Genomic DNA, 25,281 nt, shown 5'->3' with positions numbered 1-25,281 from the left:
GCGACGCCCTCTCTACAGGGTCGGGAGGCCGGTAGATAAAGCCTGATCCGGGGGCTATACCTATGCATAGCGGTCGGCCCTACACCTAAGGAAGGGGGAAAAGACCATGGATAACAGCAATGGCTCAGGTAACAACCTCGTCCTCTGGTTACCCGGTAGCGCCCTCATCCTCAGTCTGGTCGTCTCGACCTTCGCCCTCACTCGCGAGCCTTTCCTCGAACCACGCCCCATCGGCGCGCAATTCCAGGCGCAACCACCGATAGAAGCGCGCCTGTGGCAGGACCCGTTCGATGCGCTCGAGCGTTATCGCAAAAAGTTCAAGGAGGGTAACAAGCCCCCAAGTAATGACTTTGAGTGCAGCCCCCAGCTTGTAGTCAGCAAGCCATTGGTACTGGACGCCGAACTGCAGCAACCACCGCCAGAGCCTCCCCAACTCATAGTGGCGCTGGTCGAAGGCGGCCCCTATGCCGATGAAGTGGAGCTGCGCCGGCGCATTCGCTATGCAATCCTGGCCGGGTTCAAAAACTCGCGCATGGTGCCCGAGGACGAACAGCACATCCGCTGCCTGGCCCTTGCCGACGACCTGTCAGGCACGCCGATAACGTCGCAAGCCGGTCAGCAAGGAAAGTCGAAGTACGCAGAAATCCCCTATGAAGCCTTCATTGCCAACCCATTCGACCCACCCAGGGACATGCAGGACAAACAGCGCCCATCCGCCCGGACCATACTGCTCTGGGTAAAGCAGGAGCATCTGGGCTCACACCCGCTACAACGACTCGAAGCCTTGCGCCTCACCCTGCAGAGCAGGCTTCATTCGGATTGCGGCCCGCCACAAACCTGCCCTGGTGTGTCCAACCAGACACTGCTGAAGGTCATCGGCCCCTCCACCTCGAAAGTCTTGCTCGATATGTATCGGGACGAAGCCAACGGCCACGCCAAGCCCAATATCGAGATTTACTCCCCCCTGGCCACTGCTGATTACGACATATTGATGCATGCCCTGGACAAGCCCTCGCCCGGCGAAGCAACCTCCCAGCAGCAAACACCAGCGGCGCCGAAACGCTCCATGAACCTGCTGCGCACCGTCAGCCACGACGGCACCATGACGCGCCTGCTGCTGGAGGAACTGAAGCTGCGCCATGTGGATCCAGTCGCGGGTGTGGAATGCAGCCAAGGGGCATTGCTGCGGGTCGGCACCCGCTGCGGCTCTGGAGGCTGGCCGCGCTCCAATCGCATCGCGCTGGTCTCCGAGTGGGACAGTTTCTACAGCCGCGCACTGAGCGAGAGTTTCAAATCGCAGGTTGCCCAGGATGCCGGCATCGAGGGCAAAGACCAGGCGGCGGTCAATGACTGGGTCTTACGCTTCAGCTACCTGCGAGGCGTGGACGGGCGTTTGCCAGAGGAGGTCGCCAGCGGCAACAAGGCGCCTGGTAGCGACGACAATAAAAACAGCAAGGACAAGAACACCCTGGATCTGAGCCCGCTGGAGAAGTCCGACGGCAATTCCCAGCTCGATTACCTGCGCCGCCTAGCCGACCATATCGCGCGCGAGGACGAAGCCTATCGCCGCAAGGGCACCAGCGGTATCGGCGCCATCGGTGTGCTGGGGGCCGATACCTACGACAAGCTGCTGGTGCTGCAGGCCCTCAAGGGCCGGATGCCGAACAAAGTGTTTTTCTCCACCAACCTCGATGCGCGCATGCTCCAGCGCGGCCAGGCCCAGACCACCCGCAACCTGGTCCTGGCAGCCCCCTACGGGCTCACGCTGACCCGCGCCCTGCAACAGGATGTGCCACCGTTTCGCGAGAGTCTGCAAAGTGCCGTGTTCATCGCGGTTCTGGCTGCCCAGGCACCACAGGACTACGAGACCAAGCGGGCGAAGTTCGACTACTCCAAATCGGAGCTGCTTTCGCCGGGCATCTATGAGGTGGGTATCAGCGGCTTCATCCCCCTGTCAAACAAGCAGAGTGCCGAACGCCCCAAGGATTGCGCGGCACCCGGCCAGACCCGGCAAGCAACGCACGACCTCATGGCGTTGCGTTGCCTGCAGGATCCTTCGCCCCCTCCTTATCCCGAACTCTCCCAGTCGGTACGCGACAAGCTCGATGAAAGACAGTCGTTTTTCTGGGCCGGGCCGCTGACGTTCATCCTGCTGGTAGTGGTGATCCTCCTTGGCTGGTGGTGGACCTATGCGCAATCCAGAGACAGCAAACTGCCAGCCTGGGTGCACAGTATCCCGCTGACGCTGTATGTGGTGTCCGGACTGTCGGCGTGGCTCGCCATGCGGTTCTGGCGCGTGGAGTTCATGTGGACCGCCTTCGTGCTGATCCTGTTGGGCATCGTTTGCTCGGAACTTATCCGCCGTCATCAGCCCCAACCAGCGCAACCCGGACAGGTCCCCGCTCCTGCAAGCAGTGGCTTGTTCGACGCCTCGGCGTGGTACGTCGTGGTACCGATCGTGGTATTCGTCCTGGCCTTGCTGTGGATGTACCAGATCCGGCGTGCATTGACGGATGACGGGCTGGGTGAACCGATGTTCCTGTTCGAGGGCATCAGTGCCTGGCCCACCTTGGCCCTGCGCCTGCTCGCCGTGGTCATCTCGATCACGGCGCTGGCCTGGGGTTGGCGCACCCTGCGCATCAACCGTGTCGAGATCGAAAAGGCCTACCACCTGGATCGACACATGAGCAGGCTGCAGATGAGCCTGTGGGGGCAGCTACTGCGCCTGGTCAACCGAGAAAGGGGCACAACGCCACATAGGTGGCGAGCCGCCCTGGGACGTTGCCTGTTCCTGATCCTGTTCCCGCTCTTAGTCAGCGAGCGCGACTGGCACACGCCGAAGAGACTGACGACCACAATCCAGTCATATGTTGCCGACAAGCGCAGGATCATTTTCGTCACGAGCTTCTGGAGAGAACACTGCGTGGCTGGCACCTTCGGCGCCCGAATGCTGCGCGCCCTCCTCGCCACCTGGATATTCGTCGTAATCACCAGCGCGCTCTTCGTGCTCTGGCCAATGGAAGGCGCGCCCATTCGGGGCGAGTCATCGATCTGGATGTTGAACTGGCTGCTGCCAACCCTGACCTTCCAGCTGTTGGTGTTCTGGGTAGTGGATGCCAACCTCCTGCTGACACGGTTCATCCGCAACCTGAGCACGCATTACGCGATCTGGCCAAAAGCACTGCGCAAGGAGCACTGGAGGGTTTTCGGCGTGCCTCTGCACCCCTGCATCGACGACTGGATGGACATGCAACTGATCGCCAAGCGCACGGCGACCGTCAATCGCCTGATCTATGCCCCCACGGTCGTCATGTTGATCCTGATCGCGTCACGCAACAGTGTGTTCGATAACTGGCCGACACCGCCCAGCATTGTCATTTCCTTCCTGCTGACCACCCTGATCTTGCTCGTTTCCGCTCTGTCGCTGCGACGTGCCGCGGAAAAGGCTCGGCGCGCGGCGTTACAACGTCTTGATAACCACCTGTTGGAAACACCCGACAACACACCGCTCTACAGCAAGCTCAAACTGATCCGCGAGCGCATCAATACCCTCAGCACTGGGGCCTTCTCGCGTTATTCGGAGGAACCACTGGTGCGCGCTCTGCTGCTGTCGCTGACCGGCGTGGGTGGCTCGCTGATTGTCGACGCATTGAATTACGCGAAGTTCTAGGCACCGACGGTCAGGAACGAACGGGCCGATCAGCTGTTGACGGCCATCGTTCAGGCATGACCAACCCGGCAGCCATCCATGAGTGGCTATGCTTGATCTGTTGCAGCAAGCAATCCCGCCTCGCCGATAACGGGCTACGACGGGCGCCCCCTTTTCCGTCAACGCCCCCCAGCGCCGCGCGACATCGGCAAGGAGTGGTTCGAGATGCAATTGATCAGCGTGAACATCGACAAGCCGGAAGCCACCAACTTCATTTTCGGCCAGACCCACTTCATCAAGTCCGTCGAGGACATCCACGAAGCCCTGGTCGCCAGCGTGCCGAACATCGCCTTTGGCCTGGCCTTTTGCGAAGCCTCCGGCCAATGCCTGGTGCGCTGGTCCGGCAGCGATCCGACGATGATCGCGCTGGCGCAAAAGAACGCCCAGGCGATCGCCGCCGGCCATAGCTTTATCGTGTTTCTCGGCGACGGTTTTTATCCGTTGAACGTGCTCAACACCCTGAAGATGGTGCCTGAGGTGTGCCGCATTTTCTGCGCGACCGCCAACCCGAGCCAGGTGATTCTCGCTGAAACGGCACAGGGCCGGGCGGTGCTGGGGGTGGTGGATGGCTTCTGCGCCAAGGGCCTGGAAGGCGACGACGACATCCTGTGGCGCAAGAACCTGCTGCGGCAGATCGGCTACAAGCAGTGAAGGTCGCGCAAGATTGCCCACCGCGCCGACCGGCTACTCGGACGGCGTGGTCCGGCAACTCTTGCGCTGACGGATCTCCTGCTCCGAAGGGCGCTCCTTGACGAACTCGAAGCGTGGCTCGCCCTCGTTGTAAGTGACCAGCCAGCCCCAGTCCAGCTCGGACTCATCCTGGCCCGGTTTCGGCGGCGCGGCCCACCACGGCTCTTTGCTGACGATCTGGCGCATGTCCTCCTCCCGTTGATTCGGCCTCATCAACTATAACGTGCAGGCCCTGGGGCACTCGGATTTCGGCTGACCGGCGAACCTGTTGACAGGGTTGCCCCGAGCGTCACCGCGCCAGCGCCCATTCGGCCGGCGACCGATAACGGCCCTTATGCGACTCGTACAGGGCAAAGTGCCGGGCACTCAGCTGAAAATCCGCAGGGGTCTGGGACTCGGGCACTGGCGCCCGATAGTCGCGCATCAAGGTCAAGTGTGGGCGAAATTCCCGCGGCGAATCGACCAACCCAAGGGGCAGCAGCGCTTCCTGCAAGGCATACACCAGCTGACGCAACGCCAGCGGCGCCTGTGCCGGCGCCAGCAACAAGACCCCGGCCCGGCGCCAGACCTCCAGGCGGTCGAGCGGGACGTGCAGCGCCTCACCGGGCGTTCGCACGTTCGCCGCCGCGGCGCAGATCCGCGGAATCTGCGCCACGGTGACCGAGCCCAGGAACATCAGGGTCAAATGAAAGTTTTCCGCCGGCACTGGCCGGCCGCTCCTGAGCCCCAGGGCGCTGCGCCACTGGGCAATGGCCCGGCGTTGGGCGGCGGTGCAGGGCAAGGCGAAGAACAGCCGCTTGAACGGCTCGCCCTGCTCGCGGGACTCATCATTCATGCCCTGTCCTCCGATTCGGCCCGGGCGAAGTGCTGTCTGTCAGGTTACTCCAGGCCCCTGGTTTCCCGGTTGCCCGAACCGACGGACAGGCGGCGCACGGCAGACCGGCGGTCGGCAGCAACAGCATAGCCAAGCGCTGGGACAGCCATCGCCTGGGCGCCCGGGCCTCGTCAGCCGAGCGGGTACAGCGCCTCGTCGAACTGTGACAACCGTGGAAATTCAATCGGCAGGTCGTCAGCGAGCTGCTCCAGTCGGTGCCGGTAAGCCACCAGGAACTCCTCGCGGGCCTGATCGCTGATGTAAGGCACATGCCAGGCGACGAAGGGCTCCAGCACCTTGAACCCGACATAGGCCAGGGTGCCGCGCAGGATCGGCCGCAGCATGTCGTTCAGCGGCCCGTGAATCGCCCCCTCGCCAAACATGTGCTCGCGACCGCCCAGGGTCACGCTGACCAGTGCCTTCTTGCCGCTCAGGCCGCCCTGGTCGTAGAAACGCTTGCCGCCATAGCAGATCCCGGACACCAGCACCCGGTCGATCCAGCCCTTGAGGATCGCCGGCGCCGAAAACCAGAAGATCGGAAAATTCAGGATCAACAAGTCCGCCCACAGCAGCTTGTCGAGCTCCTGGCGGATGTCCGCGGCGATCGACTGGCTTTTCACCCCCAGGCGTTGTTCCAGCGCGTACACCAGGTAGTCGGGATTCTCCCGTGAGGAAAAATCGGCGGCACTGGCCACCGGGTTCCAGTGCATCGCGTACAGGTCGCTGACCTGCACCTGATGCCCCTGGGCCTCGAGGGTGCGCAGCGCCTGGTCACGCAGGGCGGCGGTAAAGGATTGCGGCTCGGGGTGGGCGTGGACGATCAGTACATTCATGGCAGGTTCCTTAGGCATATTCCAATGAGCAAGGCGTGGTTCGGGCGGAAAAACCGGCCGCCCGGTAGCGCAACAAGGCGGGATCAAGCGTGCAGCCAAATGGCCAGACACAACAGCGCAAAGCTCTGTGCCCCGCCACCGGCGTAACGGGATTCAGCGCTGGATGGCCTTGGTTTCGACAAACTCGGCCAGGCCCTCCTCGCCCCATTCGCGACCGTTGCCGGACTGCTTGTAGCCACCGAACGGCGCCTGGTAGTTGAACGCCGCGCCGTTGATGAAGCACTGCCCGGCGCGCAGTTGCCGGGCCAGGCCCAGGGCGCGTTCGGGGCGGGCGGCCCAGACCCCGCTGGACAGGCCGAACGGCGAATCGTTGGCCAGGGCGACGGCCTGGGCCTCGTCGGCATAGGGAATCAGGCACAGCACCGGGCCGAAGATTTCCTCCTGGGCGATGCGCATGCGGTTGTCGACATCGGCGAACAGGGTCGGCGCGACATAATGGCCCCGCTCGTACTGCGCCGCACCGCCCCACAGCAGGCGCGCGCCTTCCTGCTCGCCGAGCTGGATGTAGGCCTCAACGGTGTGACGCTGGGAGGCCGAGCACATCGGCCCGAGAAAACTCTGCGGGTCCAGAGGGTCGCCCATGCGCAGGCTCCGCGCCTCTTCCACCGCCAGCTCCAGCGCCTCGGCATAACGCCTGGCCGGCAGCAGCATGCGAGTCAGCGCGGTGCAGGTCTGGCCGGAGTTGATCATCACGTCCTGCACGCCATAACGCACCGCCGCAGCCAGGTCGGCATCCTCGCCGATCAACAGCGGCGACTTGCCGCCCAGCTCCAGGCACACCCGCTTCACCGACGGCGCCGCGGCCTGGGCCACGCGCACCCCGGCGCCGGTGGAGCCGGTGAACGACAGCATGTCGACGTCCGGGTGCCGGGCCAGGGCTTCGCCGACCTTCGAGCCCGGCCCGCTGACCAGGTTGAACACCCCGGCCGGCAGGCCGATGGCCTCGATCATTTCAGCCAGCAGAAAAGCATGCAGCGGCGTTTCCTGGCTCGGCTTGAGCACCACCGTGCAGCCCGCCGCCAAGGCCGGCGCGAGCTTGCCGATCAGTTGATGCAACGGATAGTTCCAGGGATTGATAAAGGCGCAGACGCCCACGGGTTCGCGGACCACCAGCGAGTTGCCGACCTCGCGTACTTCGTCCATCGCCCCGGCGAGTTCGACGTACTGCTCCAACCCGACGATCGGCCCGTCGACCTGCACCGCGCGGCACCACTGCACCGGCATGCCCAGCTCAGCGGTGATCAGCGCGGCCATCTCGCCGGCGCGCTGACGCAACTGCCCGGCCAGCGCCCGGATATAACCGGCACGCACCGCCGACGGTGTTCGCGACCATAGGCCGAAGGCGCGCCGGGCCGCGGCCACGGCGTTATCGACATCGCGTTCGTCGCCCAGAGGGACCCTACCGACCACTTGCTCGGTGGCCGGGTCGGCGACCTCGGCCCTGCCCTGCCCCGACGGCAGGCGCCAGGCCCCATCGATGAATAGTCGGCTGTAATCACGCATCGATCGCAGCCTCCAGCAACTCACGGGCACAGCGGGCGATCCGCTGGCAGGCCTCGCGCAGTGGCGCCGCACCGAGGACCAGCCCCAGGCGGATATGCCCGGCGGCGCTTGGGCCGAAGGCCTCGCCGGCCAGCACCGACACCCCATGGCGTTCCAGCAGGCGATCGGCGAACGCCTGGGCGCTGAGCCCGGTTTCGCGGATATCGACCATCACGAACATCCCGCCATCGGGTTTCAGCGCGCGCACGCCGGGGCAATCGGCCAGGCATTCACAGACCAGGTCGCGGCGCTGGCGATAGGCCTCGCGCATCGCGTCCAGCTCCGGCAAACCGCTGTCCAGGGCGACCACGGCAGCATCCTGGATAAATTCCGGCGAGCCGTAGAGCATGCACAGGGCGAGGTTTTCCAGGTGCGCCGCCAGCGCCGGCGGCGCGACCACCCAGCCCAGCCGCCACCCCGTCATGGCGTGGGATTTCGACAGGCTGTTGAGGGTCGCCGTACGCTCGGCCATGCCCGCCAGGCTGGCCGGGCTGATGTGCTCGCCGTCGAACAGCAGCTCGCTGTAGACCTCATCGGAAATCAGCCACAGGTCATGCTTGATACACAACTCGGCCAGGGCCTGCCAGGTGCTGCGCGGCAAGCTGGCGCCCGACGGATTGTGCGGGCTGTTCAGCGCCATGGCCCGGGTACGCGGGGTAATGCGCGCGGCGACGTCCTCGGGCAACACCCGAAAGCCGTTCTCGGAACGCACCGGCACCGGCACCACCACGGCGCCGCATGCACCGAACACCGCTTCATAGGTGACATACATCGGCTCGGCGACCAGCACCTCGTCGCCCGGATCGAGCAGGCACTGGGCAACGCTGAACAGCGCGCATTGGGCACCGGCCAGCACCATCACCTGATCGGCGCCGACCTGCTGGCCGCTGCGCTGGCGGTGCCGCCGGGCAATGCTTTCGCGCAGGCTGCGCTTGCCTCGCACGTCGGTGTAATGGGTATTGCCGGACAGCAGGCTGTCGATAGCCGCCTGCACGATCGGCGCCGGGGTGTCGAAATCCGGGTCGCCGACCGACAGCAGCAGGATGTCTTCACCCTGCTCCTGCTTGGCCAGGGCCCGGTAGTGAATGCCCCAGGCGGCGGCACCGTCGCCGGCGATACGTTGAGTCAGATCGGAAAAACGCATGGTAAGAGTCCCCGCAAAAAGCGTTGAGGGTCAGCGCGCGCAGGCGTGCTTGAGTTCGATCAGGGTCACGCCGTTGCGGCGAAAGCCGCTGCGCAACTCGTTCTGCAATTGCTCCAGGCTCTGCGGCTGGGCCACGGTGCAACCGAAGGCGCGGCCCAGTGCGGCGAAATCCGGATTGCGCGGCAACACGCCGATCGGCTCGATATCCAGGCCCAGCATGTCGTCGCGGATCTGCCCCAGTGCGTCGTTGTTCCACAGCAGGATCACCAGCGGGCTGTCCAGCTCCTCGACCGCGGTCGCCAGCTCCTGCGCGGTGTACAGCAGGCCACCGTCGCCGACCAGCACCAGCCCGGGCCGCTGCGGCGCGCCGAACTTGGCGCCGATCCCCGCCGGCAGCCCATAACCCAGGGTGCCGTAGCCTGTCGGGTGCAACCAGCTGCGCGGCGCCCGGCTGGCGAACAGGTAGTTGCCGCTGTAGGCCAGCTGGGTCATGTCGCTGCTGACAAAGGCCTGCTCCGGCAGCTCCGCGGCCACCCGTTCGAGAATCGCCTGGTGGATCAGCTGCAGGGGGCCATGGCCGGCGCGTACCGCCGCGCGCAGCCGCGCCACCGCCTCGATGGCCGCCGTCGCGTCCCGGGGCCTTGGCTCCAGGCGCTGCAACAAGGCCGCGACCGTCTGCCGGGCGTCGCCCTGCAAGGCCAGCGCACAGGGATAGAAGTCATTGAACTTGCGCGGGTCGATGTCCACCCGCAGCAGCTCGGCATTCAGCGGCAGGCGCTCGCGCCAATAGTCGGTGTCGGCCATCTCGGTGCCCACGGCCAGCACCACATCGGCTTCGCCGATCAGTTGCCAGCCAGGCTCGACACACAGGGTCGAACCGGCGTTCAGCAGGGCATCAGGCGCCAGCAATCCCTTGCCGGCGACACTGCTGAAAAACGGCGCGGCCAGGCGCGTGCTGAGCTGTTGCAGTTCCTGCGCCGCATCGAGCGCGCCGCCGCCGGCGATGATCATCGGCCGCCGGGCGGCCTGCAGCCTGGCCGCCGCCTGGTCCAGGGCCTGCGCCGCCGGTACGCCGCGGCCCGGGCAGCGCCGCACTTCAGTGCTCCAGTCCCGGGCCACTGGCGCCGCCAGCACATCCAGCGGCACCGAGATATGCACCGGCCGCGGGCGCTCGCTGTCGAACACCGCGTAGGCGCGGGCAATCAGCTCGGGCAGGTCCTCGGCACTCAGGGCCACCGCGGAGAACGCGGTGATCGGCGCGGTCATCGCCCGCTGGTCCTGGGTTTCGTGCAGGCAGCCCCAACCCTTGCCGAGGCTGGCGGTGTGGTTGACGCTGGAAATCACCAGCATCGGGATCGAGTCGGCGTAGGCCTGGCCGATGGCGGTCGCGACATTGGTCACGCCGGGACCGGTGATGACGAAACACACCCCCGGCTTGCCACTGACCCGGGCGTAGCCGTCGGCCATGAAGCCCGCGCCCTGCTCGTGACGGGTCAGGACATGGCGGATGCCGCTGCCGGGCAGGCCGCGATACAGCTCCAGCGTGTGCACGCCGGGGATGCCGAATACCGTATCGACACCGTAATTGGCGAGCAGGCGTACCAGGGCCTGGCCGCCGGTCAAGGTAGTGCTGTGCATGTTCATCTCCTCAGGCGTGGCCGAGGCGTATCAACGCATCGACCGCAAGGGTGCCCCGGGCACCGACCAACAATGGGTTCACATCGAGTTCGAGCAACTGCCCGGCGTTTTCGCAGGCGTAGTCCGCCACCGCGCGGATCGCCGCCACCAGCGCGTCGAGGTCCGCCGGCTCGCGCCCGCGAAAGCCCTGCAGCAGCACCGCGCTGCGCAGGCTGAGCACGGCCGCGCGAATGGCGCCATCGGTGGTCGGCAGCAACAGGCTGCGGCTGTCCTGGAGCAGTTCCACCAGCACGCCCCCCGCGCCGATGACCAGCGCCAGGGCAAAATCGTTTTCCCGCTTGATGCCGACGATCAGCTCGGCCAGCGGCGCACTGGCCATGGGTTCCAGCAGCACCTGGGTGAACGGCACCTGCGGGGCGCAGGCGGCGATCCGGCGGCCCATCTGCTCCAGCGCCACGCTCAACGCCGCCGGGGAACCCAGGTTCAGTGCCACGGCGCCGACCTCGGTCTTGTGCGGCAACTGCGTGCTGACCGCCTTGAGCACCAGCGGGTAACCCAGCCCCTGGGCCGCTTGCAGGGCACCGTCCGGGGTGCTCAAGACGCCGCTGGGGATCGGCAGGCCGAAGACCTGCAAGGCCTGTTTCGATTGCCACTCGTCGAGCAGCCGCCCGCCCCCTGACAAGGAACCCGGCAAGGCCTGCGGACACAGCGGCGCCAGCGCCGCCTCGCCAAGATCCAGCAGCGCCTGGCGCGAAGCTTGATAGCGCACGATGCGGCGCCAGGCCGCCAGCCCGTCCTCCACCCCCTGCAAGGCCGCCACGCCGCGGGCGTGCAAACGCTCGCGGGCGCTGGCCGGCAACAGCTCGGGAAAGGCCGAGGTGACGAAACCGGTCTTGCCGTGGCGCTCCAGCGCTGCGCAGTAGAGCTCCAGCAGCAGGTCGCACTCCTTGCGCTCGCCGGTGAATGGCGCCGGGTAATCGAGCACCAGCATGGCCGCGTCGGCGCTGCTGCGCAGGGTACTGTCGAGCATGCGGGTCAGGGCCTCGCCATCGCCCCAGATCGCGGTGGTGAAATCCAGCGGGTTGACCAGGTTGGCGTAAGCCGGCAACACCTGGGCCAGTTCGGCGCGCTGGCTGGGGTCGAACTTGACCAGACTCAGCTCGTTGCGTTCGGCATAGTCGGCGATCAACCCGGCATCGCCACCGGAACAGGCCAGCGCGACCAGGCTGTCGCCCGCCGGCAGCGCGCCGCAGGCGGCGGCCTTGAGCGTCTCGACGAAACTCACCGGGCCACTGACGCGGATCACCCCGAGGCGGGCGAACAGGCTGTCGTACAGCGCATCGGAACCGGACAGCGAACTGGTGTGACTCAAGGCCAGTTCGGCACCGATCTGCGACACCCCGGTTTTCAGCGCGACGATCGGAATACCCTTCTCCAGCGCCTTGTACGCCGCCCTGGCAAAGCCGGGCACATTTTTCAAACCTTCCAGGTGCAGGCCGATGGCAGTCACCCGCGGCTCGTCGAGCAGCACATCCATCAGTTCGGCGATGCCCAGCTGCGCCTGGTTACCCACCGAGGCCATGTACGCCACCGGCAACGAGCGGTCGCTCATCGACAGGTTGTAGGCAAAGTTGCCGCTCTGGGTCAGCACCGCCACGCCCTTCTCCACCGGCTGGCCGCCGTGGGCCACCGGCCACAGCGCCGCATTGTGCAGATAGTCGAGCAAGCCATAACAGTTGGGGCCCAGCAGGGCCATGTTGCCGGCGGCTTCGAGCAGCTGCCGTTGCAGGGCCTGGCCCGCGGCGCCGGTCTCGGCAAAGCCCGAGGCATAGCAGATCGCCCCGCCCGCGCCCTTGGCCGCCAGCTCGGCGACGCAGGTCAGGGTCAGCTCTCGGTTGGTGGCGACGAACACCGCATCCGGACCACAGGGCAGCTCGGCCACGCTGGGTACGCAGGGCACGCCTTCGAGGCTGGCATGCTGCGGGTTGACCAGCCACATCGGGCCCTGGAAACCGCCTTCGGCGCAGCGCCGCAGCGCCCGGGCCATGCTGCGCCCCCCGACAAAGGCCAGATGGCGCGGTGCGAGCAGTCGTTTGAGGTTGTCGCGAAGAATCTGGGACATGGGCATTCTCCAGGCGGCTCAGCGCAACAGCGGACGCAGCAGTTCGCGGGAAATGATGTGCCGCTGGATCTCCGAGGTGCCCTCCCAGATCCGCTCGATCCGCGCGTTGCGCCAGATGCGCTCCACCGGCCCTTCGTCCATCAGGCCCATGCCGCCGAAAATCTGCACCGCCTCGTCGGCCACGCGCCCGAGCACCTCACTGGCGAACAGCTTGGCCATGCCGGCTTCGCCGTCGGTCATGCTGCCCTGGTCCATCTTCCAGGCGGTGTGCAGGGTCAACAGCTCGGCCGCGCGGATCTGCGTGGCCATGTCGGCCAGCTTGAACGAGACCCCCTGGTAGCTGCCGATCGGCTGGCCGAACTGTTGGCGATCCGCCGCCCATTGCAGCGAAACATCCAACGCGCGCTGGGCCTGGCCGACACAGTTGGCCGCGACCATCACGCGGCCGGCGGTGAGCCAGGCGTTGGCCACCTCCCAGCCCTTGCCGACTTCGCCCAGCACCTTGGACGCCGGCACGCGACAGTCGTCGAAGAACATCTCGAAAGTGTGGTAACCACGGTTGCTCACGCATTTGGGCCCGCGGCGAATGGTCAGGCCCGGCGTGCCGCGGTCCACCAGGAACGAGGTCACGGCGTTGCGTTTGCGACCGTTGTGCTCGTAGGTGTCGGTCACGGCGAAGACAATCGCGAAATCGGCGTGCCCGGCGTGGCTGATGAAATGCTTGCTGCCATTGAGGATGAAGTCATCGCCGTCGCGGACCGCGCGGGTCTTGATCGCGTTGGCGTCGGAACCGGCGCCCGGTTCGGTGAGGGCAAAGCAATCGATCTTCTCGCCCTGGATGCAGGGCAGCAGGTAGTCGTCGATCTGCTGGCCGGTACAGGCCATGAGAATCTTCGACGGCCGTGCGACAAACACATGCAGGGCCCAGGAGCACTTGGACAGCTCGCGCTCGATCAGCGCCTGGGACAGATAGTCCAGGCCACCGCCGCCGACTGCCTCGGGCATGTTGAAGGCATAGAAACCGGCGGCGATGGCCTTGCCGCGAATCTGCGCGGCCAGTTCCGCAGGGACTTCGTCGGCGCGGTCCACCGCCTCCTCATGGGGCAACAGTTCCTTGGCGACGAAGCTGCGAACCGCATCCACCAGCATTTCTTGTTCTTGGCTCAGTTGGAAATTCATGGCGCTACCTGTTGTGCGTTTTTATTGAGGGACCTTTAGGAGCGAGCTTGCTCGCGATGGCGTCATGCCTGACACAGCGCGGCGCCCACATCGCGAGCAATCGAGCGTCGACCGGCTGCTCCTACAGGGTCGGGCCTAGCGCCCGATAAAGTTCGGCGCGCGTTTTTCCGTCGCGGCGCGCAGGGCCTCGGCGCCATCCGCGCTGCGCCCGCACAGCAGGCCGGCGGCCAGCTCGGCCCGCAGTTGCTCGGGCAGGCTGCGCCCGGCGCCTTCGCGCAATAGCTGCTTGGTCTGGGCAAAGGCAAAGGTCGGCCCGCTGGCCAGGCGTGCGGCCAGCGCCCCGGCCACACTCGACAGCTGTTCGTCGGCGCACACCTCGCCGACCAGCCCGGCCGCCAGGGCACGCTCGGCTCCCCAGGGCTCATCGAGAAACAACAGGCGCTTGGCCTGTTCGCTGCCGATCAGCCGCGGCAGGTGCCAACTGGCGCCGGCGTCCGGCGAGTACGCCATGCTGGTGTAGCCCGCCTTGAACCGCGCCGATCGGGCAGCGATGCGCAGGTCGCAACACAGGCTCAGGTCCATTCCGGCGCCGACCGCGGTGCCGTTGATCGCGGCGATGGTCGGTTTATCCAGGCTGTACAGGCGGCCCATCAGCGCGTGGGCGGTTTCGGTCCAGCCATAACTTTCCAGCGCCCCACGGGCCTCGGCTTCGGCCCACTCGGTAAGGTCGGCGCCCGCGCAAAAGCTGCGGCCGCTACCGGTCAGCACCAGCACGCGGACCGCGGGATCGGCGTTGCAGTCATCCAGCAGGCCGTGGAGTTTGTGCAGCGTGGGAATGTCCAGCGCATTACGTTGGTCGGGGCGGTTGAGGGTGATCCAGGCAACGCCTGCTTCGACCTGACAGAGCAGCGACGACGGAGTAGTCATGTGAGTCCTCGAATTATTGTGTTTGGCGTGAGGTGGGGACGACTTGCCGACGATACTAAACGAGTGTTCAGCAAGGCGACAATCCGCGGCCCGGGGCCTTGTAACAGCGGTAAACAGGCGCTACTCGATTGTTTTCATTGAGTTATTTTTCTGTTCCGCGGTGCGCGGCCGGCGTGGTGTTACAACTTTGAACAACTGGCTACAGGGGAGCGGCCTTTGTAGCCGCTGCCGAGCCAAAGCGAGGCTGCGCACCAGCCCAGACACCGCCGAGAGTCAGTCACACCGCGTCGTCCGGTTTACGGGGCTGTGCCCCGATCGCAGCCTGCGGCAGCGGCTACAGGATTCGGTTGGCACAAACGAAAACGCGACAGTCGCCTGTCGCGTTTTGGTTTTACCGCTGCCCGTCCTAGACCGGCACGGTTGGCGCCAGCACCGGCTGGCGCTTGCGCTGCACCAGGTAGTAGGCGCCGTAGCACAGTGCGATAAAGCCGAAGCCCCAGTACAGCGAAGGCCGCTGGGTCGCGTCCATGGCCAGGAACACGAACAGCGAGCAGCACAGGCCGATGCACAGTAGCGGCAGGAGCGGGAACCACGGCGCCCGGTATTTCAGGTCACTGAGCTGGCCGCCGTCGCGCAGGTAGGCGCGGCGGAACTTGTACTGGGCCAGGGCGATGACGATCCAGGTCACGGTGCCGGACATGCCGCTCACGGCCATCAGCACCATGAACAGCGTGTCGGCGGCGATGAAGCTGGTCATCAGCGAGATCAGGGCAAAACCCAGGGTGATGCTCAGCGCCCGCAGCGGCACGCCGCGCTTGCTCAGCGGCGACAGGCTTTTGGAGGCCATGCCGGTTTTCGACATGGCCCACAGGATCCGGGTCGAGGCGTAGAGGCCCGAGTTGCCGACCGAGAGAATCGCGGTGAGGATCACGAAGTTCATCAGGTCGGCGGCATAAGGAATACCGACCATGTCGAACACCTGGACGAACGGGCTTTCCATCAGCCCCGCCTGCTGCCAGGGCACGATGGCCGACAGCACCACGATCGCCAGCACGTAGAAGATCAGCACGCGGAACACCACGTTGCGCACCGCCCGCGGGATACTCTTCTCCGGCTGGTCGGTCTCCCCCGCCGCCACGCCCATGATCTCGCAGCCCTGGAAGGCGTAGACCACGGTCATCATCACCGCGAACACCGCCGAGAGGCCGTTGGGAAACAGGGTGTCGCCGATCAGGTTGCTCATCATCGGCGCCGGTGCGCCGCTGGCCAGCGGGATCGCGCCGAAGATCACCAGCACACCGACCACGATAAAGCCCAGGATCGCCGCCACCTTGATCCCGGAGAACCAGTATTCCGCCTCACCGAAAGCGCGGGTGGCCAGGGCGTTGATGCCGAACAGCACCGCCACGAACAGCCCCGACCAGTACCAGATCGGCACGCCGGGGAACCAGCGCTCCATCAGCATCCCGGCGGCGGTGAACTCCAGGCCCACGGTGGTGGCCCAGCTCATCCAGTACACCCAGCCGATCATGAAGCCGGTGGCCGGACCGATGAACTTCGTGGCGTGGGTCTGGAACGAGCCGGATACCGGCATCTGCACCGACAGCTCGCCCAGGCAGACCATCACCAGGTACATCAGGAAACCGGCCACCAGGTACGCCAGGATGGCCCCGACCGGGCCGCCCTGGTTGATGATCACGCCGGAGCCCATGAACAGCCCGGTGCCGATCACCCCGCCCAGAGACAACATGAAAATGTGCCGGCTCTTCAAGGCCCGGGTCAGGTGGATGCCTTTGCGTTCGATAGATTCGCTCATGTCGGCACCTCAGCAGTCAGTGAGGGGCGCGGCGGCTGACAGGACGTCATGGCGCGGGGAAGGATCAGCTTTACGGCAGTTCATTATTATTATCTCCAATAAGCTTCGAGGACCGCGCCCGGCGCGGTTCAAGCGATTATTGGAAAGCCATGTAAGTTCGCGTTGAACCTGAAGATCAAAGATGTAAAAAGTCGTAAGGATTTTGTACGTCAGCTCTCCAGCAGCGCATCCAGGGTCTGCAGGGAGCGTTGCAATTGCGCGTTCACCTGCGGGGCCAGGCGCTGCACCGCCTGCTGATCGTTGCCCAGCGCCGCCGCCTCCAGCGCCCGCATGACCCTGGCCAGGGCGCTCAGGCCCATAGAGTCGCTGCTCCCGGCCAGGCGGTGGGCCAGATGGGCGATCTCAGTGCAGTCGTCGGCCGCGATGGCGTCCGTGAGCGTCACCCGGTGCTGGGCCAACGAATCGCGCAGTACCATCAGCAGGCCCTTGAGTTTCTCGGTGCCCAGCAAGGCACGATGGGTTTCCAGCAACGCCCCGTCCAGTTCTTCATCGGTCTGTGCCGCGGCAGCCAGCGGCGCCTGGCCCGCCAGTGCCTGGCGCAGGCTGTGCAGTTTCAGCGGCTTGGCCAGAATGCCTTGCATGCCGGCCTCCAGGTAGCTGCGCACCAGGGCCGGCTGGACGCTGGCAGTCAGGGCGAAGATCCGACAGTCGCGATTGGCCCCCGGCGTGCCACGAATGCGTTTGCACAGTTCGACGCCGCTGATGCCTGGCAGGTGCACGTCCAGCAGCATCAGGTCGAAACGCCGCTGCCGGCAGAGCGCCAGGGCCTGGCTGGCCTCTTCGGCGAGCCAGACCCGGTGCCCATCGCTCTCCAGCAGGCCGCTGACCACCTCGCGGTTCAGCGCCACATCCTCGACCACCAGAATCTCCAGCGCCTGGACCGGCGTGCTGGCCGTCGCGACTTCGCTGCCGCCAACGGCGGCCTGCAACTCCAGCTCGAACCAGAAGCGACTGCCCCGCCCCACTTCGCTGTCGACGCCAATGCGGCCGCCGAGCAACTCCACCAGATGCTTGCTGATCGCCAGGCCCAGGCCGGTGCCGCCATAACGCTGCGCGACCTCTTCGCTGGCCTGGGTGAAACGCTCGAAAATCTTCTCCTGCATCGCCGGGGCAATGCCGATGCCATTGTCGCTGACGCTCAGGCGCAGACGCTGGCCGCCCTGCTGCGCCGTCTGCGGCATCACCTCGACCGCCACGACGATCTGCCCGGCCGTGGTGAACTTGATCGCGTTGGCCAGCAGGTTGCTCAACACCTGGCGCAAGAACTGCTCGGCGCCGTGCAGGCGCTCGGCCAGTTGCCCATCGATCCGGCTGTGCAGGCGGGTACCGTTGCCCTGTGCCCGCGGCTCCAGCAGCGTCAGCACTTCGTCGATCAGTTGCCGCACCGAGAAGTCCACCGGTTCCGGATGGCTTTCGCCCTCCTCCAGCCGGGCGAAATACAGCACCTCGTTGAGGATCGTCAGCAGGCCTTCCCCGGCTTTGTACAGGGCTTCCAGGCGTTTGCCGTCGCGCTCGTCGAGGGGCGCGCCGCGCAGCAGTTCGGCCATGCCGAGGATGCCGTTGAGCGGCGTGCGCAACTCGTGGCTCATGGTGGCGAGAAACCGCGACTTGGCGAGGTTGGCCGCTTCGGCCTCGTCCTTGGCGCGCATCAGGCTGGCGGTGCGCCGCTCGACCATTTTCTGCAGCTCGTCGCGCTTGTCCTGCAAGGCCAGGCGATCGACTTCACGGCGGTCGATATCGCTGAGGATCGCCCGGCGCATGTCATCCAGGGCGTGGGCCACGGTATCGATTTCGTCTTCGCCGCCGCGGCGGCTCTTGTCCAGGCGCAGCGGCTCATGCCAATCGCCGTCGGCGACGCGCCGGGCGAATCCGGCCATCACTTGCAGGTGACGGGTCACCAGTCGGTAGAACAGCCCCGACAACGCCACCGCCAGGCCGCAGAGAAACACGCTCATCCACAGCAGGCTGGTCAGCCCGGTGGCGTACAGGCGCCGATGCACGGCGCCCAGGTCGGTACTGACTTCCAGCTGGCCCAGGTGCCGCGAGCCACCGCTCGGGGGCTGGTAATCCAGCTCGAAACGCTCGATGCGCAGCGGCCCGCGCGGCTCGGGGTTGCCCTGCACGAGGTCGAAGTCCGGGCTGCGCAGGTGCACCCGGGCCACGTCGGAGAAGTCCACCAGGCCGCGCAGCTGCACATTCAGTTGCTCCTGGTTCAGGTCCCACAGGCTGCGCTCCAGGCTGGCCAGGTAACCGGCGCGGATCAGCGCCATGCGCGAATCGATGTCGCGCATTTCCCGGCGGTACTCGAAATACAGCTGCACGGTGCTGGCGAGCACGGTGAAACACAGGCTGAACAGCAGGATGAATAGCAGCAGGCGTCGCAGCAGGCCGCCGGGCCGGGCGCTGATCATCGGGCATCCGCCGGCAGCTTGAGCATGTCGCGGTAAGTGGCCTCGCTTTCATTCAGCCAGAGTTCGATCTCGCCGGCATCGACCATGCGCTGCAGTTGCGCATCGATTTCCGCCATGCGCCGGGCCAACGGGGAGCGCCGCGACACCGCGATCCGCAGGTAGTCGACGCTCAGGGCCGCGGGCAAGGCGACGATGTCTTCGGCCCCCGGCAGGCGCTCGACGAACAACTGCCCGGTGCGCCGTTCCTGGGTGATGAAGTCGATACGGCCGCGAATCAGCTTGCCAAAATTCTGCTGGCTGTCGGACACCCATTCGATATTGCGGTGCCGGGCGACAAAGCGGTCGAACTCCAGGCCGTAGCTTTCGCCGAACAGCAAGCCGCCGCGGTAACCGGCCAGGTCTTCGAGGCGTTCGAACCGCACTGGATAGCGGCGATTGACGAACACCGCGACCTCTTCGCGCAGCACCGGCACGCTGGAAAAACGCATGCTCTGCTCGCGTTGCACGGTGCTGTAGGCCAGGATCACGTCGACCTGCCCTGCGGCGGCGTCCAGCAGGCAGCGCTGCCAGTTGCCGAGCACCACGATCTCGACCTCGTAGCCCAGTTGCCCGAACAGCTGCTTGACCACGTTGGGCGCCAGGCCGCGCACCTGCCGGCCGTCGCTCCAGGACACCGGCGGATACACCGGGTAGTCGCAGTAGCGGATGCGCTCGGCGGCCAGGGTGCCGAGCGGCGCCAGCAGCATCAGCAGCGCCAGCCATCGCCCCAGGGCATTCATGCCGCCACACTGGCCGTGAACAGATACCCGGCGCCGTGGATGGTGATGATCAGTTGCGGCTCGGCCGGATCGTCATGCAGCTTGCGGCGCAGGCGGCCGACCAGCACATCGATGGAACGGTCGTTGGGCACCCACTCGCGGTTGCGGATCTGGTCCATCAGCTGGTCGCGGCTCAGGGTATGCCCGCTGTTGCGCAGGAACACACTGAGCAGCTGATATTCGCCCTGGGTCAGCAGGGTTTCGCCGCCGGCCTGGTCGATCAGGCGCCGGCGATCGGTGTCCAGGGCCCAGGCGGCGAACTGTTTGACCGGACGTGCGATCGCCGGCTCGGGCTTGCAAGCCTGGGCATGGCGCACCCGACGCACCAGGTTTTTCGCCCGGGACACCAGCTCGCGCGGGTTGAGGGGTTTGATCACGTAGTCATCGGCACCGCATTCCAGGCCCACGATGCGGTCGATCTCGTCGTTGCGCCCGGTGATCAGGATGATCCCCACCTCCGAACGCACCCGCAGCTCCCGGGTCAGGGTCAGGCCGTCCTTGCCCGGCAGGCGGATATCCAGCATCACCAGATCGACCACGTGGGAGGCCAGGAAGGTTTCGGCCAGCTCCGCCGTCTCGGCGCAGTGCACCTCGTAACCTTCCTGGGAGAGATAGGCATGCAGCAGTTCGCGAATCAGCGGATCGTCGTCGACGATCAGTACCCGAGGAGTCATCGCTTGTTGTCCTGGACCTGCCCGAAGGCGCGTTTCTTATTAGAGTTTTACCGCATCAGCGCCCAGAGGTTAGCCACTGCTGAACGATCGATCAACAGCCCTCCGTCTATCGCCGGAATCGCCGCCGGGCACCAGCCTGCAAACCGTCGACCCAGGCTTCGCAGATCTGCATGCCCTGGTTCGGGGTGAACGTCCCGGGATTGAGCCCCGACTCCAGCCAGAGCCCATCGAGCAAGGCGCTGAGGCTGATCGCGGCGAGGTCGGCATCGAAGTCTTCCCAGCCCTCCTCCGCGGCCAGATCGCCGAGCACCCCGCTCAGCTCGTTGCGGTATTCGCCATAGGAGTGTTCGTGGGCCTGGTTGATCGCCTCGGCGGTCTTCACCGCGCCCCAGAACGCCAGCCAGGCGTCGAGCAACTGCGGGTCGAGCAATTCGGCCGAGAACGAGGCGCGAAAAAACGCCGACAAGCGCTCCCGGGCACTCGGCGCGGCCTGGGCCATGGCCTCGCGCAACAGGTTCATGACCCGTCCGGTCACCGCCAGATAGGCCTCGGCCACCAGTTCGTCCTTGCCCGAATAATGATGGCTGATCAGCCCTACCGACACCCCGGCCTCGGCACAGATCCGCCGTATCGAAGCGCCCTGGAAACCATGGCGCTTGAGGCAGACCAGGGTGGCCTCGATCAGATTGGCCTTGCGCAGTTCCGGCTCCATCCTGGAAAAACGGGCTTCCTGACTCATCGGCGGCAATCTCCTTTGGGCAATCGATGGGGGCGGCGCTGAACGACTGTACAGCAAGAACCTTCGCCGCCTCCAGCGCTGGCCACGATGGGCCCCGGGTGTTTACTTGCTGGCCCAGGCGTTGAAACGCTCTTCGAGTTCCTCGCCATGATCGACCCAGAACCCCACGTCCATCGCCAGCGCGCCCTTGAGGTTCTGCGGGGCGGTGGGCACCCATCGCGACAGGTCGGGAGCGAGCCGGGCGGCGGCCTCGGTGTTGGTCGGCCCGTAGGGAATCTGCTCGACATACTTGAGCTGGGCCTCGGGCCGGTTGGCAAAGGCGATGAACCGCTTGGCCTGGTCGACATGCCTGGAGCCCTTGATGATCGCCCAGTAATCCATGCCGTACAGGCTGCCGGGCCAGACCAGCCCCAGATGGCTGCCGGCCTGGGCCGCCTGCGCGACGCGGCCGCTGTAGGTCGAGGTCATCACCACATCGCCGGCCGCCAGCCACTGGGCCGGTTGCGCCCCGGCCTCCCACCACTGGATATGGGGCTTGAGCTGGTCGAGCTTGGCGAAGGCGCGATCGACACCCTGCGGCGTATTCAGTTGCGCATACACGTCTTCGACTTTCACCCCGTCCGCCAGCAGCGCGAACTCCAGGTTGTACACCGCGCGCTTGCGCAGGCCGCGCTTGCCGGGAAACTTCGCCACGTCCCAGAAGTCCGCCCACGACGCCGGCCCCTTGGCCAGTTTGTCCGTGTCATAGGCGATGGCCACGCTCCATACCAGGGCCGCCGAACCGCAGGCTTGCGCCGCGTCGGCAATCAGCTGGTCGGCGCGCCCCAGGATCTTCCAGTCCAATGGCTCGTACATACCCTCCTCACAACCGCGCATCAGGTCCGGACCTTCGATCTGCACCAGGTCCCAATCGACATTGCCAGTGTCGACCATGACCTTGATCCGGGCCATCTCGCCGTTGTACTCGCTCTGGATCAACCGGCTCTGGTCAATGGCGCTGAACGGCTGGAAGAACGCCACGTCCTGGGCCTTTTGCCCGGCGCCGCCGTAACCGACCACCACCATTTCCGGCGCCGCCTGGGCGCAGTCCAGGCCTGCAACCAGGGACAGCAACAAAGGGGAGAAAACGTGCTTGAGCGTATTGGATTTCATCGCGGGTTCCTCGTGCAGGTACCACGTGAGCAAGGTGCCGACGCAGCCCATTTTTATTGTTGTGAGGTTCGCCCCAGGGGTGGGCGCAGGTCGAAGCTACTGCAACGCCAAGTAAAAAAACAAGTTGATTTTTTACTAAGGGTAAATTTCTATAGGGCAAAACAATAACGCCGAACCTCTTGGCCGCGGCCCGCTGGAGCACCTGCATGTCGATCTCAAGCCCTGCTTTCGCCCATCTTTTCGAGCCATTGCAGCTACGTGGCAAGCGTCTGAAGAACCGCATCATGTCCAGTGGTCACGACACCTCGATGCCCACCGACAACCTTGTCAATGAACAGCTGATCGCCTATCACCGGGCACGGGCCGAAGGCGGCGTCGGGCTGATCGTGCTGCAGGTGGCCGGGGTCCACGACAGTGCGCGCTACACCTCCCATGTGCTGATGGCCACCGACGACGCCTGCATCGACGGCTATCGGCAACTGGCACAGACCTGTCACGCCCACGGCACCCTGGTGCTGTCGCAGATCTTTCACCCCGGGCGGGAAATCATGGAGTCCAGCGACGGCCTGCTGGCGGTCGCCTATGCCCCTTCGGCGGTGCCCAACGAACGCTTCAGAGTCATGCCCCGAGCCCTGGACCAGGGCATGATCGACGAGATAGTCGGCGGTTACGCCGCGGCTGCGCGCCGCCTGCACCAGGCCGGGCTGGATGGCGTGGAAATCGTCGCCAGCCATGGTTATCTGCCGGCGCAATTCCTCAACCCGCGGGTCAACCGGCGCGGTGACGGGTACAACGGTGACCTACAGCAGCGCCTGCGCTTTCTGCGCGAGGTCATCGCGGCGGTGCGGGCCAGTACCGACGAACAGTTCATCATCGGCCTGCGCATCAGCGCCGACGAGCGCGACCCCGAGGGCCTGACCGAGGACGAATCCCTGGCGGCCGTACAGGCCATGCAAACGCAACTGGACTACGTGCATATCGTCGCGGGCACCTCGGCGTCCCTCGGCGGCGCCGTGCACATCGTGCCGCCGATGGCCATCGAGGCGGCCTACCTGGCCCGGGAAGCCGGGACCTTCAAGGCCAGCCTGAAGATTCCGTTGTTCGTCACCGGACGCATCAACCAGCCCCAGGAAGCCGAACTGATCCTCGCCCGCGGCCAGGCGGATGTCTGCGGCATGACCCGCGCACTGATCTGCGATCCGCAGATGCCGAACAAGAGCGAGGCCGGGCGCGCCGAAGACGTGCGCGCCTGCATTGCCTGCAACCAGGCGTGCATCGGGCACTTTCACAAGGGGCTGCCGATCTCCTGTATCCAGCACCCGGAAACCGGACGCGAACTGCTGTTCGGCGCCCTGCAGCCCACCGTCAGGCCGCGCCGGGTGATGATCGCCGGCGGCGGCCCGGCCGGGATGAAAGCCGCGGCGGTGGCCGCGCAGCGTGGGCATGAGGTGACCCTGTATGAGGCCAGTGCGCAATTGGGCGGCCAGGTGCTGCTGGCGCAACTGCTGCCGCGCCGCAGCGAGTTCGGCGGCGCCAGCACCAACCTGCAGCGGGAGATGGAACTGGCTGGCGTGCGCGTGGTGCGCAACACCCGCGTCGACCGCGCCCTGGTGGAGCGCGAACGGCCGGACGTGGTGATCATCGCCACCGGGGCCGAGCCTTATTGGCCGGCCTTCGAGCGCGGCGGTGAATTACAGGTGGTGGATGCCTGGCAGGTGCTGCGCGATGAGGTGCCGCTCGGGCGCTCGGTGGTGGTGGTCGACTGGCGCTGCGACTGGATCGGCCCCGGCATCGCCGAACGCCTGACGCGCGCCGGGCATCAGGTGCAGTTGGCGGTCAACGGCACCCACTGCGGGGAAAACCTGCCGCTCTACGTGCGCGATCAACTGGCGGGGGAACTGCATCGGCTGGGCATCGCCATCACGCCCTATGCCCGGCTCTACGGTTGCGACGACAACACCGTCTACCTGCAACACACCGCCAGCGGCGAACCGATGTTGCTGGAGAACGTCGATACCCTGGTGCTCTGCCAGGGCCATCAGCCGCTGGACAGCCTGGCCAGCGAGCTGCAAGGGCTGGTGGAATTCCAGCGCATCGGCGACTGCCTGGCGCCGCGCACCGCCGAGGAAGCGATTTATGAAGGATTGAAAGTCGCCTGGCAGCTTTGAGCCTGTTTATACTCCGAGGCCTTCAGGCGGGCGCGGCGACGCGCCCACCCTTCCCGGTTCGGAACACGCCATGAGCAACAGCAGCACGACGCCGCCTGCCAGCAGCGCGCCCACGCCAGCGAGCGGTGCGGCAGCGCCACACTTTCTCGGCACGCGGATTCGCGGCCTGCGCAAGCGCCGCGGTATGACCCTGGCCACCCTGGCCCGGATGAGCGAACTGACGGCCGGCTATATCAGCCAGCTGGAACGCAACCTGGCCTACCCGTCCATTCCCGCGCTGTTCAATATCGCCCGCAGCCTGGGCGTGACCATCCAGTGGTTCTTCGCCAGCGAAGCCAGCACCGCGCCTGAAGACAGCGGCTACGTCGTACGCAAGAACAGCCGCCTGAGCGTGCATTACGAAGACGGCATCGTCGACCAGTTGCTGAGCCCGCAGCCCAACCGCCAGCTGGAAATCCTCCACTCGCGCTTTCCGCCCGGCACCTACAGCCAGCAAAGCTACAGCCATGAGGGGGAAGAAGCCGGTTATCTGCTGTCCGGGAGCTTCGAGCTGTGGGTCGGCGAGCGCTACTTCCAGCTCAACGAAGGCGACAGCTTCAGCTTCTCCAGCCAGGAACCCCACCGTTATGGCAATCCCGGCGAGGTCGACGCGCTGGTGATCTGGGTGATTACCCCGCCGACCTTCTAGGCCCCAGCCTTTACCCTTTGGCGCCAAACCCGGCATG

At 65.7% G+C, this 25,281-nt stretch carries 18 protein-coding genes and 1 pseudogene; 4 read left to right on the top strand and 15 right to left on the bottom strand.

Annotated elements, in window-relative coordinates; all coding sequences use genetic code 11:
- Nucleotides 1–106: 106 nt before the first annotated feature.
- Nucleotides 107–3,670 (top strand): hypothetical protein, encoded by a 3,564-nt coding sequence (locus AC3RCP_RS14070; protein WP_492570068.1) that lies wholly within the window; start codon nt 107–109, stop codon nt 3,668–3,670.
- A gap of 204 nt (nt 3,671–3,874) precedes the next feature.
- Nucleotides 3,875–4,360 carry an adenosine-specific kinase gene (locus AC3RCP_RS14065; protein ID WP_007931881.1) on the top strand — a complete coding sequence of 162 codons (486 nt, stop codon included), beginning with the start codon at nt 3,875–3,877 and terminating at the stop codon, nt 4,358–4,360.
- A gap of 33 nt (nt 4,361–4,393) precedes the next feature.
- Here the strand turns inward: AC3RCP_RS14065 and AC3RCP_RS14060 are convergent, their stop codons facing one another.
- The 15 genes and pseudogenes from AC3RCP_RS14060 to AC3RCP_RS13990 form a co-directional block, all read right to left on the bottom strand.
- Complete coding sequence (locus AC3RCP_RS14060) at nt 4,394–4,585, bottom strand: hypothetical protein (protein ID WP_007931882.1); 192 nt, start codon at nt 4,583–4,585, stop codon at nt 4,394–4,396.
- A gap of 103 nt (nt 4,586–4,688) precedes the next feature.
- A complete protein-coding gene (thpR, locus tag AC3RCP_RS14055; RefSeq protein WP_492570066.1) occupies nt 4,689–5,234 on the bottom strand; it encodes an RNA 2',3'-cyclic phosphodiesterase in 546 nt (181 codons plus the stop codon).
- A gap of 170 nt (nt 5,235–5,404) precedes the next feature.
- Nucleotides 5,405–6,106 carry an NAD(P)H-dependent oxidoreductase gene (locus AC3RCP_RS14050; protein ID WP_492570064.1) on the bottom strand — a complete coding sequence of 234 codons (702 nt, stop codon included), beginning with the start codon at nt 6,104–6,106 and terminating at the stop codon, nt 5,405–5,407.
- 153 nt (nt 6,107–6,259) lie between these two features.
- Entirely contained in the window at nt 6,260–7,669 is a 1,410-nt protein-coding gene (locus tag AC3RCP_RS14045; RefSeq protein ID WP_492570062.1) for an aldehyde dehydrogenase family protein, read from the bottom strand.
- Nucleotides 7,662–8,852 (bottom strand): pyridoxal phosphate-dependent aminotransferase, encoded by a 1,191-nt coding sequence (locus tag AC3RCP_RS14040; RefSeq protein WP_101337716.1) that lies wholly within the window; start codon nt 8,850–8,852, stop codon nt 7,662–7,664. The genes AC3RCP_RS14045 and AC3RCP_RS14040 overlap by 8 nt, the downstream gene beginning before the upstream one ends.
- A gap of 30 nt (nt 8,853–8,882) precedes the next feature.
- Nucleotides 8,883–10,490, bottom strand: a complete 1,608-nt coding sequence (locus AC3RCP_RS14035) for a 5-guanidino-2-oxopentanoate decarboxylase (protein WP_492570060.1) — start codon at nt 10,488–10,490, stop codon at nt 8,883–8,885.
- 10 nt (nt 10,491–10,500) lie between these two features.
- Complete coding sequence (locus tag AC3RCP_RS14030) at nt 10,501–12,603, bottom strand: acetate--CoA ligase family protein (protein WP_492570473.1); 2,103 nt, start codon at nt 12,601–12,603, stop codon at nt 10,501–10,503.
- Nucleotides 12,604–12,630: 27 nt separating this feature from the next.
- Nucleotides 12,631–13,791: an acyl-CoA dehydrogenase family protein gene (locus AC3RCP_RS14025; protein ID WP_492570059.1), complete on the bottom strand. Its 1,161-nt coding sequence runs from the start codon at nt 13,789–13,791 to the stop codon at nt 12,631–12,633.
- 135 nt (nt 13,792–13,926) lie between these two features.
- Complete coding sequence (locus tag AC3RCP_RS14020; RefSeq protein ID WP_492570057.1) at nt 13,927–14,718, bottom strand: enoyl-CoA hydratase/isomerase family protein; 792 nt, start codon at nt 14,716–14,718, stop codon at nt 13,927–13,929.
- 395 nt (nt 14,719–15,113) lie between these two features.
- Nucleotides 15,114–16,534 (bottom strand): annotated as a pseudogene (locus tag AC3RCP_RS14015) (amino acid permease); the annotation flags it as partial.
- A gap of 209 nt (nt 16,535–16,743) precedes the next feature.
- On the bottom strand, nt 16,744–19,005 hold the full coding sequence (locus AC3RCP_RS14010) for an ATP-binding protein (RefSeq protein WP_492570055.1): 2,262 nt from the start codon (nt 19,003–19,005) through the stop codon (nt 16,744–16,746).
- Nucleotides 19,002–19,775, bottom strand: a complete 774-nt coding sequence (locus tag AC3RCP_RS14005) for a substrate-binding periplasmic protein (RefSeq protein WP_492570472.1) — start codon at nt 19,773–19,775, stop codon at nt 19,002–19,004. The genes AC3RCP_RS14010 and AC3RCP_RS14005 overlap by 4 nt, the downstream gene beginning before the upstream one ends.
- 5 nt (nt 19,776–19,780) lie before the next feature.
- Complete coding sequence (locus AC3RCP_RS14000; RefSeq protein WP_053278786.1) at nt 19,781–20,497, bottom strand: response regulator; 717 nt, start codon at nt 20,495–20,497, stop codon at nt 19,781–19,783.
- A 106-nt stretch (nt 20,498–20,603) separates the two neighbouring features.
- Nucleotides 20,604–21,236 carry a TetR family transcriptional regulator C-terminal domain-containing protein gene (locus tag AC3RCP_RS13995; RefSeq protein WP_492570053.1) on the bottom strand — a complete coding sequence of 211 codons (633 nt, stop codon included), beginning with the start codon at nt 21,234–21,236 and terminating at the stop codon, nt 20,604–20,606.
- 102 nt (nt 21,237–21,338) lie between these two features.
- Nucleotides 21,339–22,388, bottom strand: coding sequence for an ABC transporter substrate-binding protein (locus AC3RCP_RS13990; RefSeq protein ID WP_492570052.1), 1,050 nt, complete (start codon nt 22,386–22,388; stop codon nt 21,339–21,341).
- A gap of 206 nt (nt 22,389–22,594) precedes the next feature.
- Here AC3RCP_RS13990 and AC3RCP_RS13985 point away from each other — a divergent pair, with 206 nt between their 5' ends.
- Nucleotides 22,595–24,556: an oxidoreductase gene (locus AC3RCP_RS13985; protein ID WP_492570050.1), complete on the top strand. Its 1,962-nt coding sequence runs from the start codon at nt 22,595–22,597 to the stop codon at nt 24,554–24,556.
- Between the two features lie 70 nt (nt 24,557–24,626).
- On the top strand, nt 24,627–25,244 hold the full coding sequence (locus AC3RCP_RS13980) for a cupin domain-containing protein (protein WP_007931910.1): 618 nt from the start codon (nt 24,627–24,629) through the stop codon (nt 25,242–25,244).
- Nucleotides 25,245–25,281 lie beyond the last annotated feature (37 nt).

This window comes from Pseudomonas sp. GW822-FHT05A08 (genome assembly GCF_058800485.1).
Note: the sequence above shows the minus strand (reverse complement) of the source record. Positions and strands in the feature narration are given on the sequence as shown.

Excerpts from the sequence above, each read along its gene's own strand:
- AC3RCP_RS14060 (WP_007931882.1), bottom strand. The coding sequence starts at position 4,585 with ATGCGCCAGATCGTCAGCAAAGAGCCGTGGTGGGCCGCGCCGCCGAAA.
- AC3RCP_RS14045 (WP_492570062.1), bottom strand. The coding sequence starts at position 7,669 with ATGCGTGATTACAGCCGACTATTCATCGATGGGGCCTGGCGCCTGCCG.
- AC3RCP_RS14065 (WP_007931881.1), top strand. The coding sequence starts at position 3,875 with ATGCAATTGATCAGCGTGAACATCGACAAGCCGGAAGCCACCAACTTC.
- AC3RCP_RS14035 (WP_492570060.1), bottom strand. The coding sequence starts at position 10,490 with ATGCACAGCACTACCTTGACCGGCGGCCAGGCCCTGGTACGCCTGCTC.
- AC3RCP_RS14040 (WP_101337716.1), bottom strand. The coding sequence starts at position 8,852 with ATGCGTTTTTCCGATCTGACTCAACGTATCGCCGGCGACGGTGCCGCC.
- AC3RCP_RS13995 (WP_492570053.1), bottom strand. The coding sequence starts at position 21,236 with ATGAGTCAGGAAGCCCGTTTTTCCAGGATGGAGCCGGAACTGCGCAAG.
- AC3RCP_RS14010 (WP_492570055.1), bottom strand. The coding sequence starts at position 19,005 with ATGATCAGCGCCCGGCCCGGCGGCCTGCTGCGACGCCTGCTGCTATTC.
- AC3RCP_RS14070 (WP_492570068.1), top strand. The coding sequence starts at position 107 with ATGGATAACAGCAATGGCTCAGGTAACAACCTCGTCCTCTGGTTACCC.
- thpR (WP_492570066.1), bottom strand. The coding sequence starts at position 5,234 with ATGAATGATGAGTCCCGCGAGCAGGGCGAGCCGTTCAAGCGGCTGTTC.
- AC3RCP_RS14025 (WP_492570059.1), bottom strand. The coding sequence starts at position 13,791 with ATGAATTTCCAACTGAGCCAAGAACAAGAAATGCTGGTGGATGCGGTT.
- AC3RCP_RS14000 (WP_053278786.1), bottom strand. The coding sequence starts at position 20,497 with ATGACTCCTCGGGTACTGATCGTCGACGACGATCCGCTGATTCGCGAA.
- AC3RCP_RS13980 (WP_007931910.1), top strand. The coding sequence starts at position 24,627 with ATGAGCAACAGCAGCACGACGCCGCCTGCCAGCAGCGCGCCCACGCCA.
- AC3RCP_RS13990 (WP_492570052.1), bottom strand. The coding sequence starts at position 22,388 with ATGAAATCCAATACGCTCAAGCACGTTTTCTCCCCTTTGTTGCTGTCC.
- AC3RCP_RS13985 (WP_492570050.1), top strand. The coding sequence starts at position 22,595 with ATGTCGATCTCAAGCCCTGCTTTCGCCCATCTTTTCGAGCCATTGCAG.
- AC3RCP_RS14050 (WP_492570064.1), bottom strand. The coding sequence starts at position 6,106 with ATGAATGTACTGATCGTCCACGCCCACCCCGAGCCGCAATCCTTTACC.
- AC3RCP_RS14020 (WP_492570057.1), bottom strand. The coding sequence starts at position 14,718 with ATGACTACTCCGTCGTCGCTGCTCTGTCAGGTCGAAGCAGGCGTTGCC.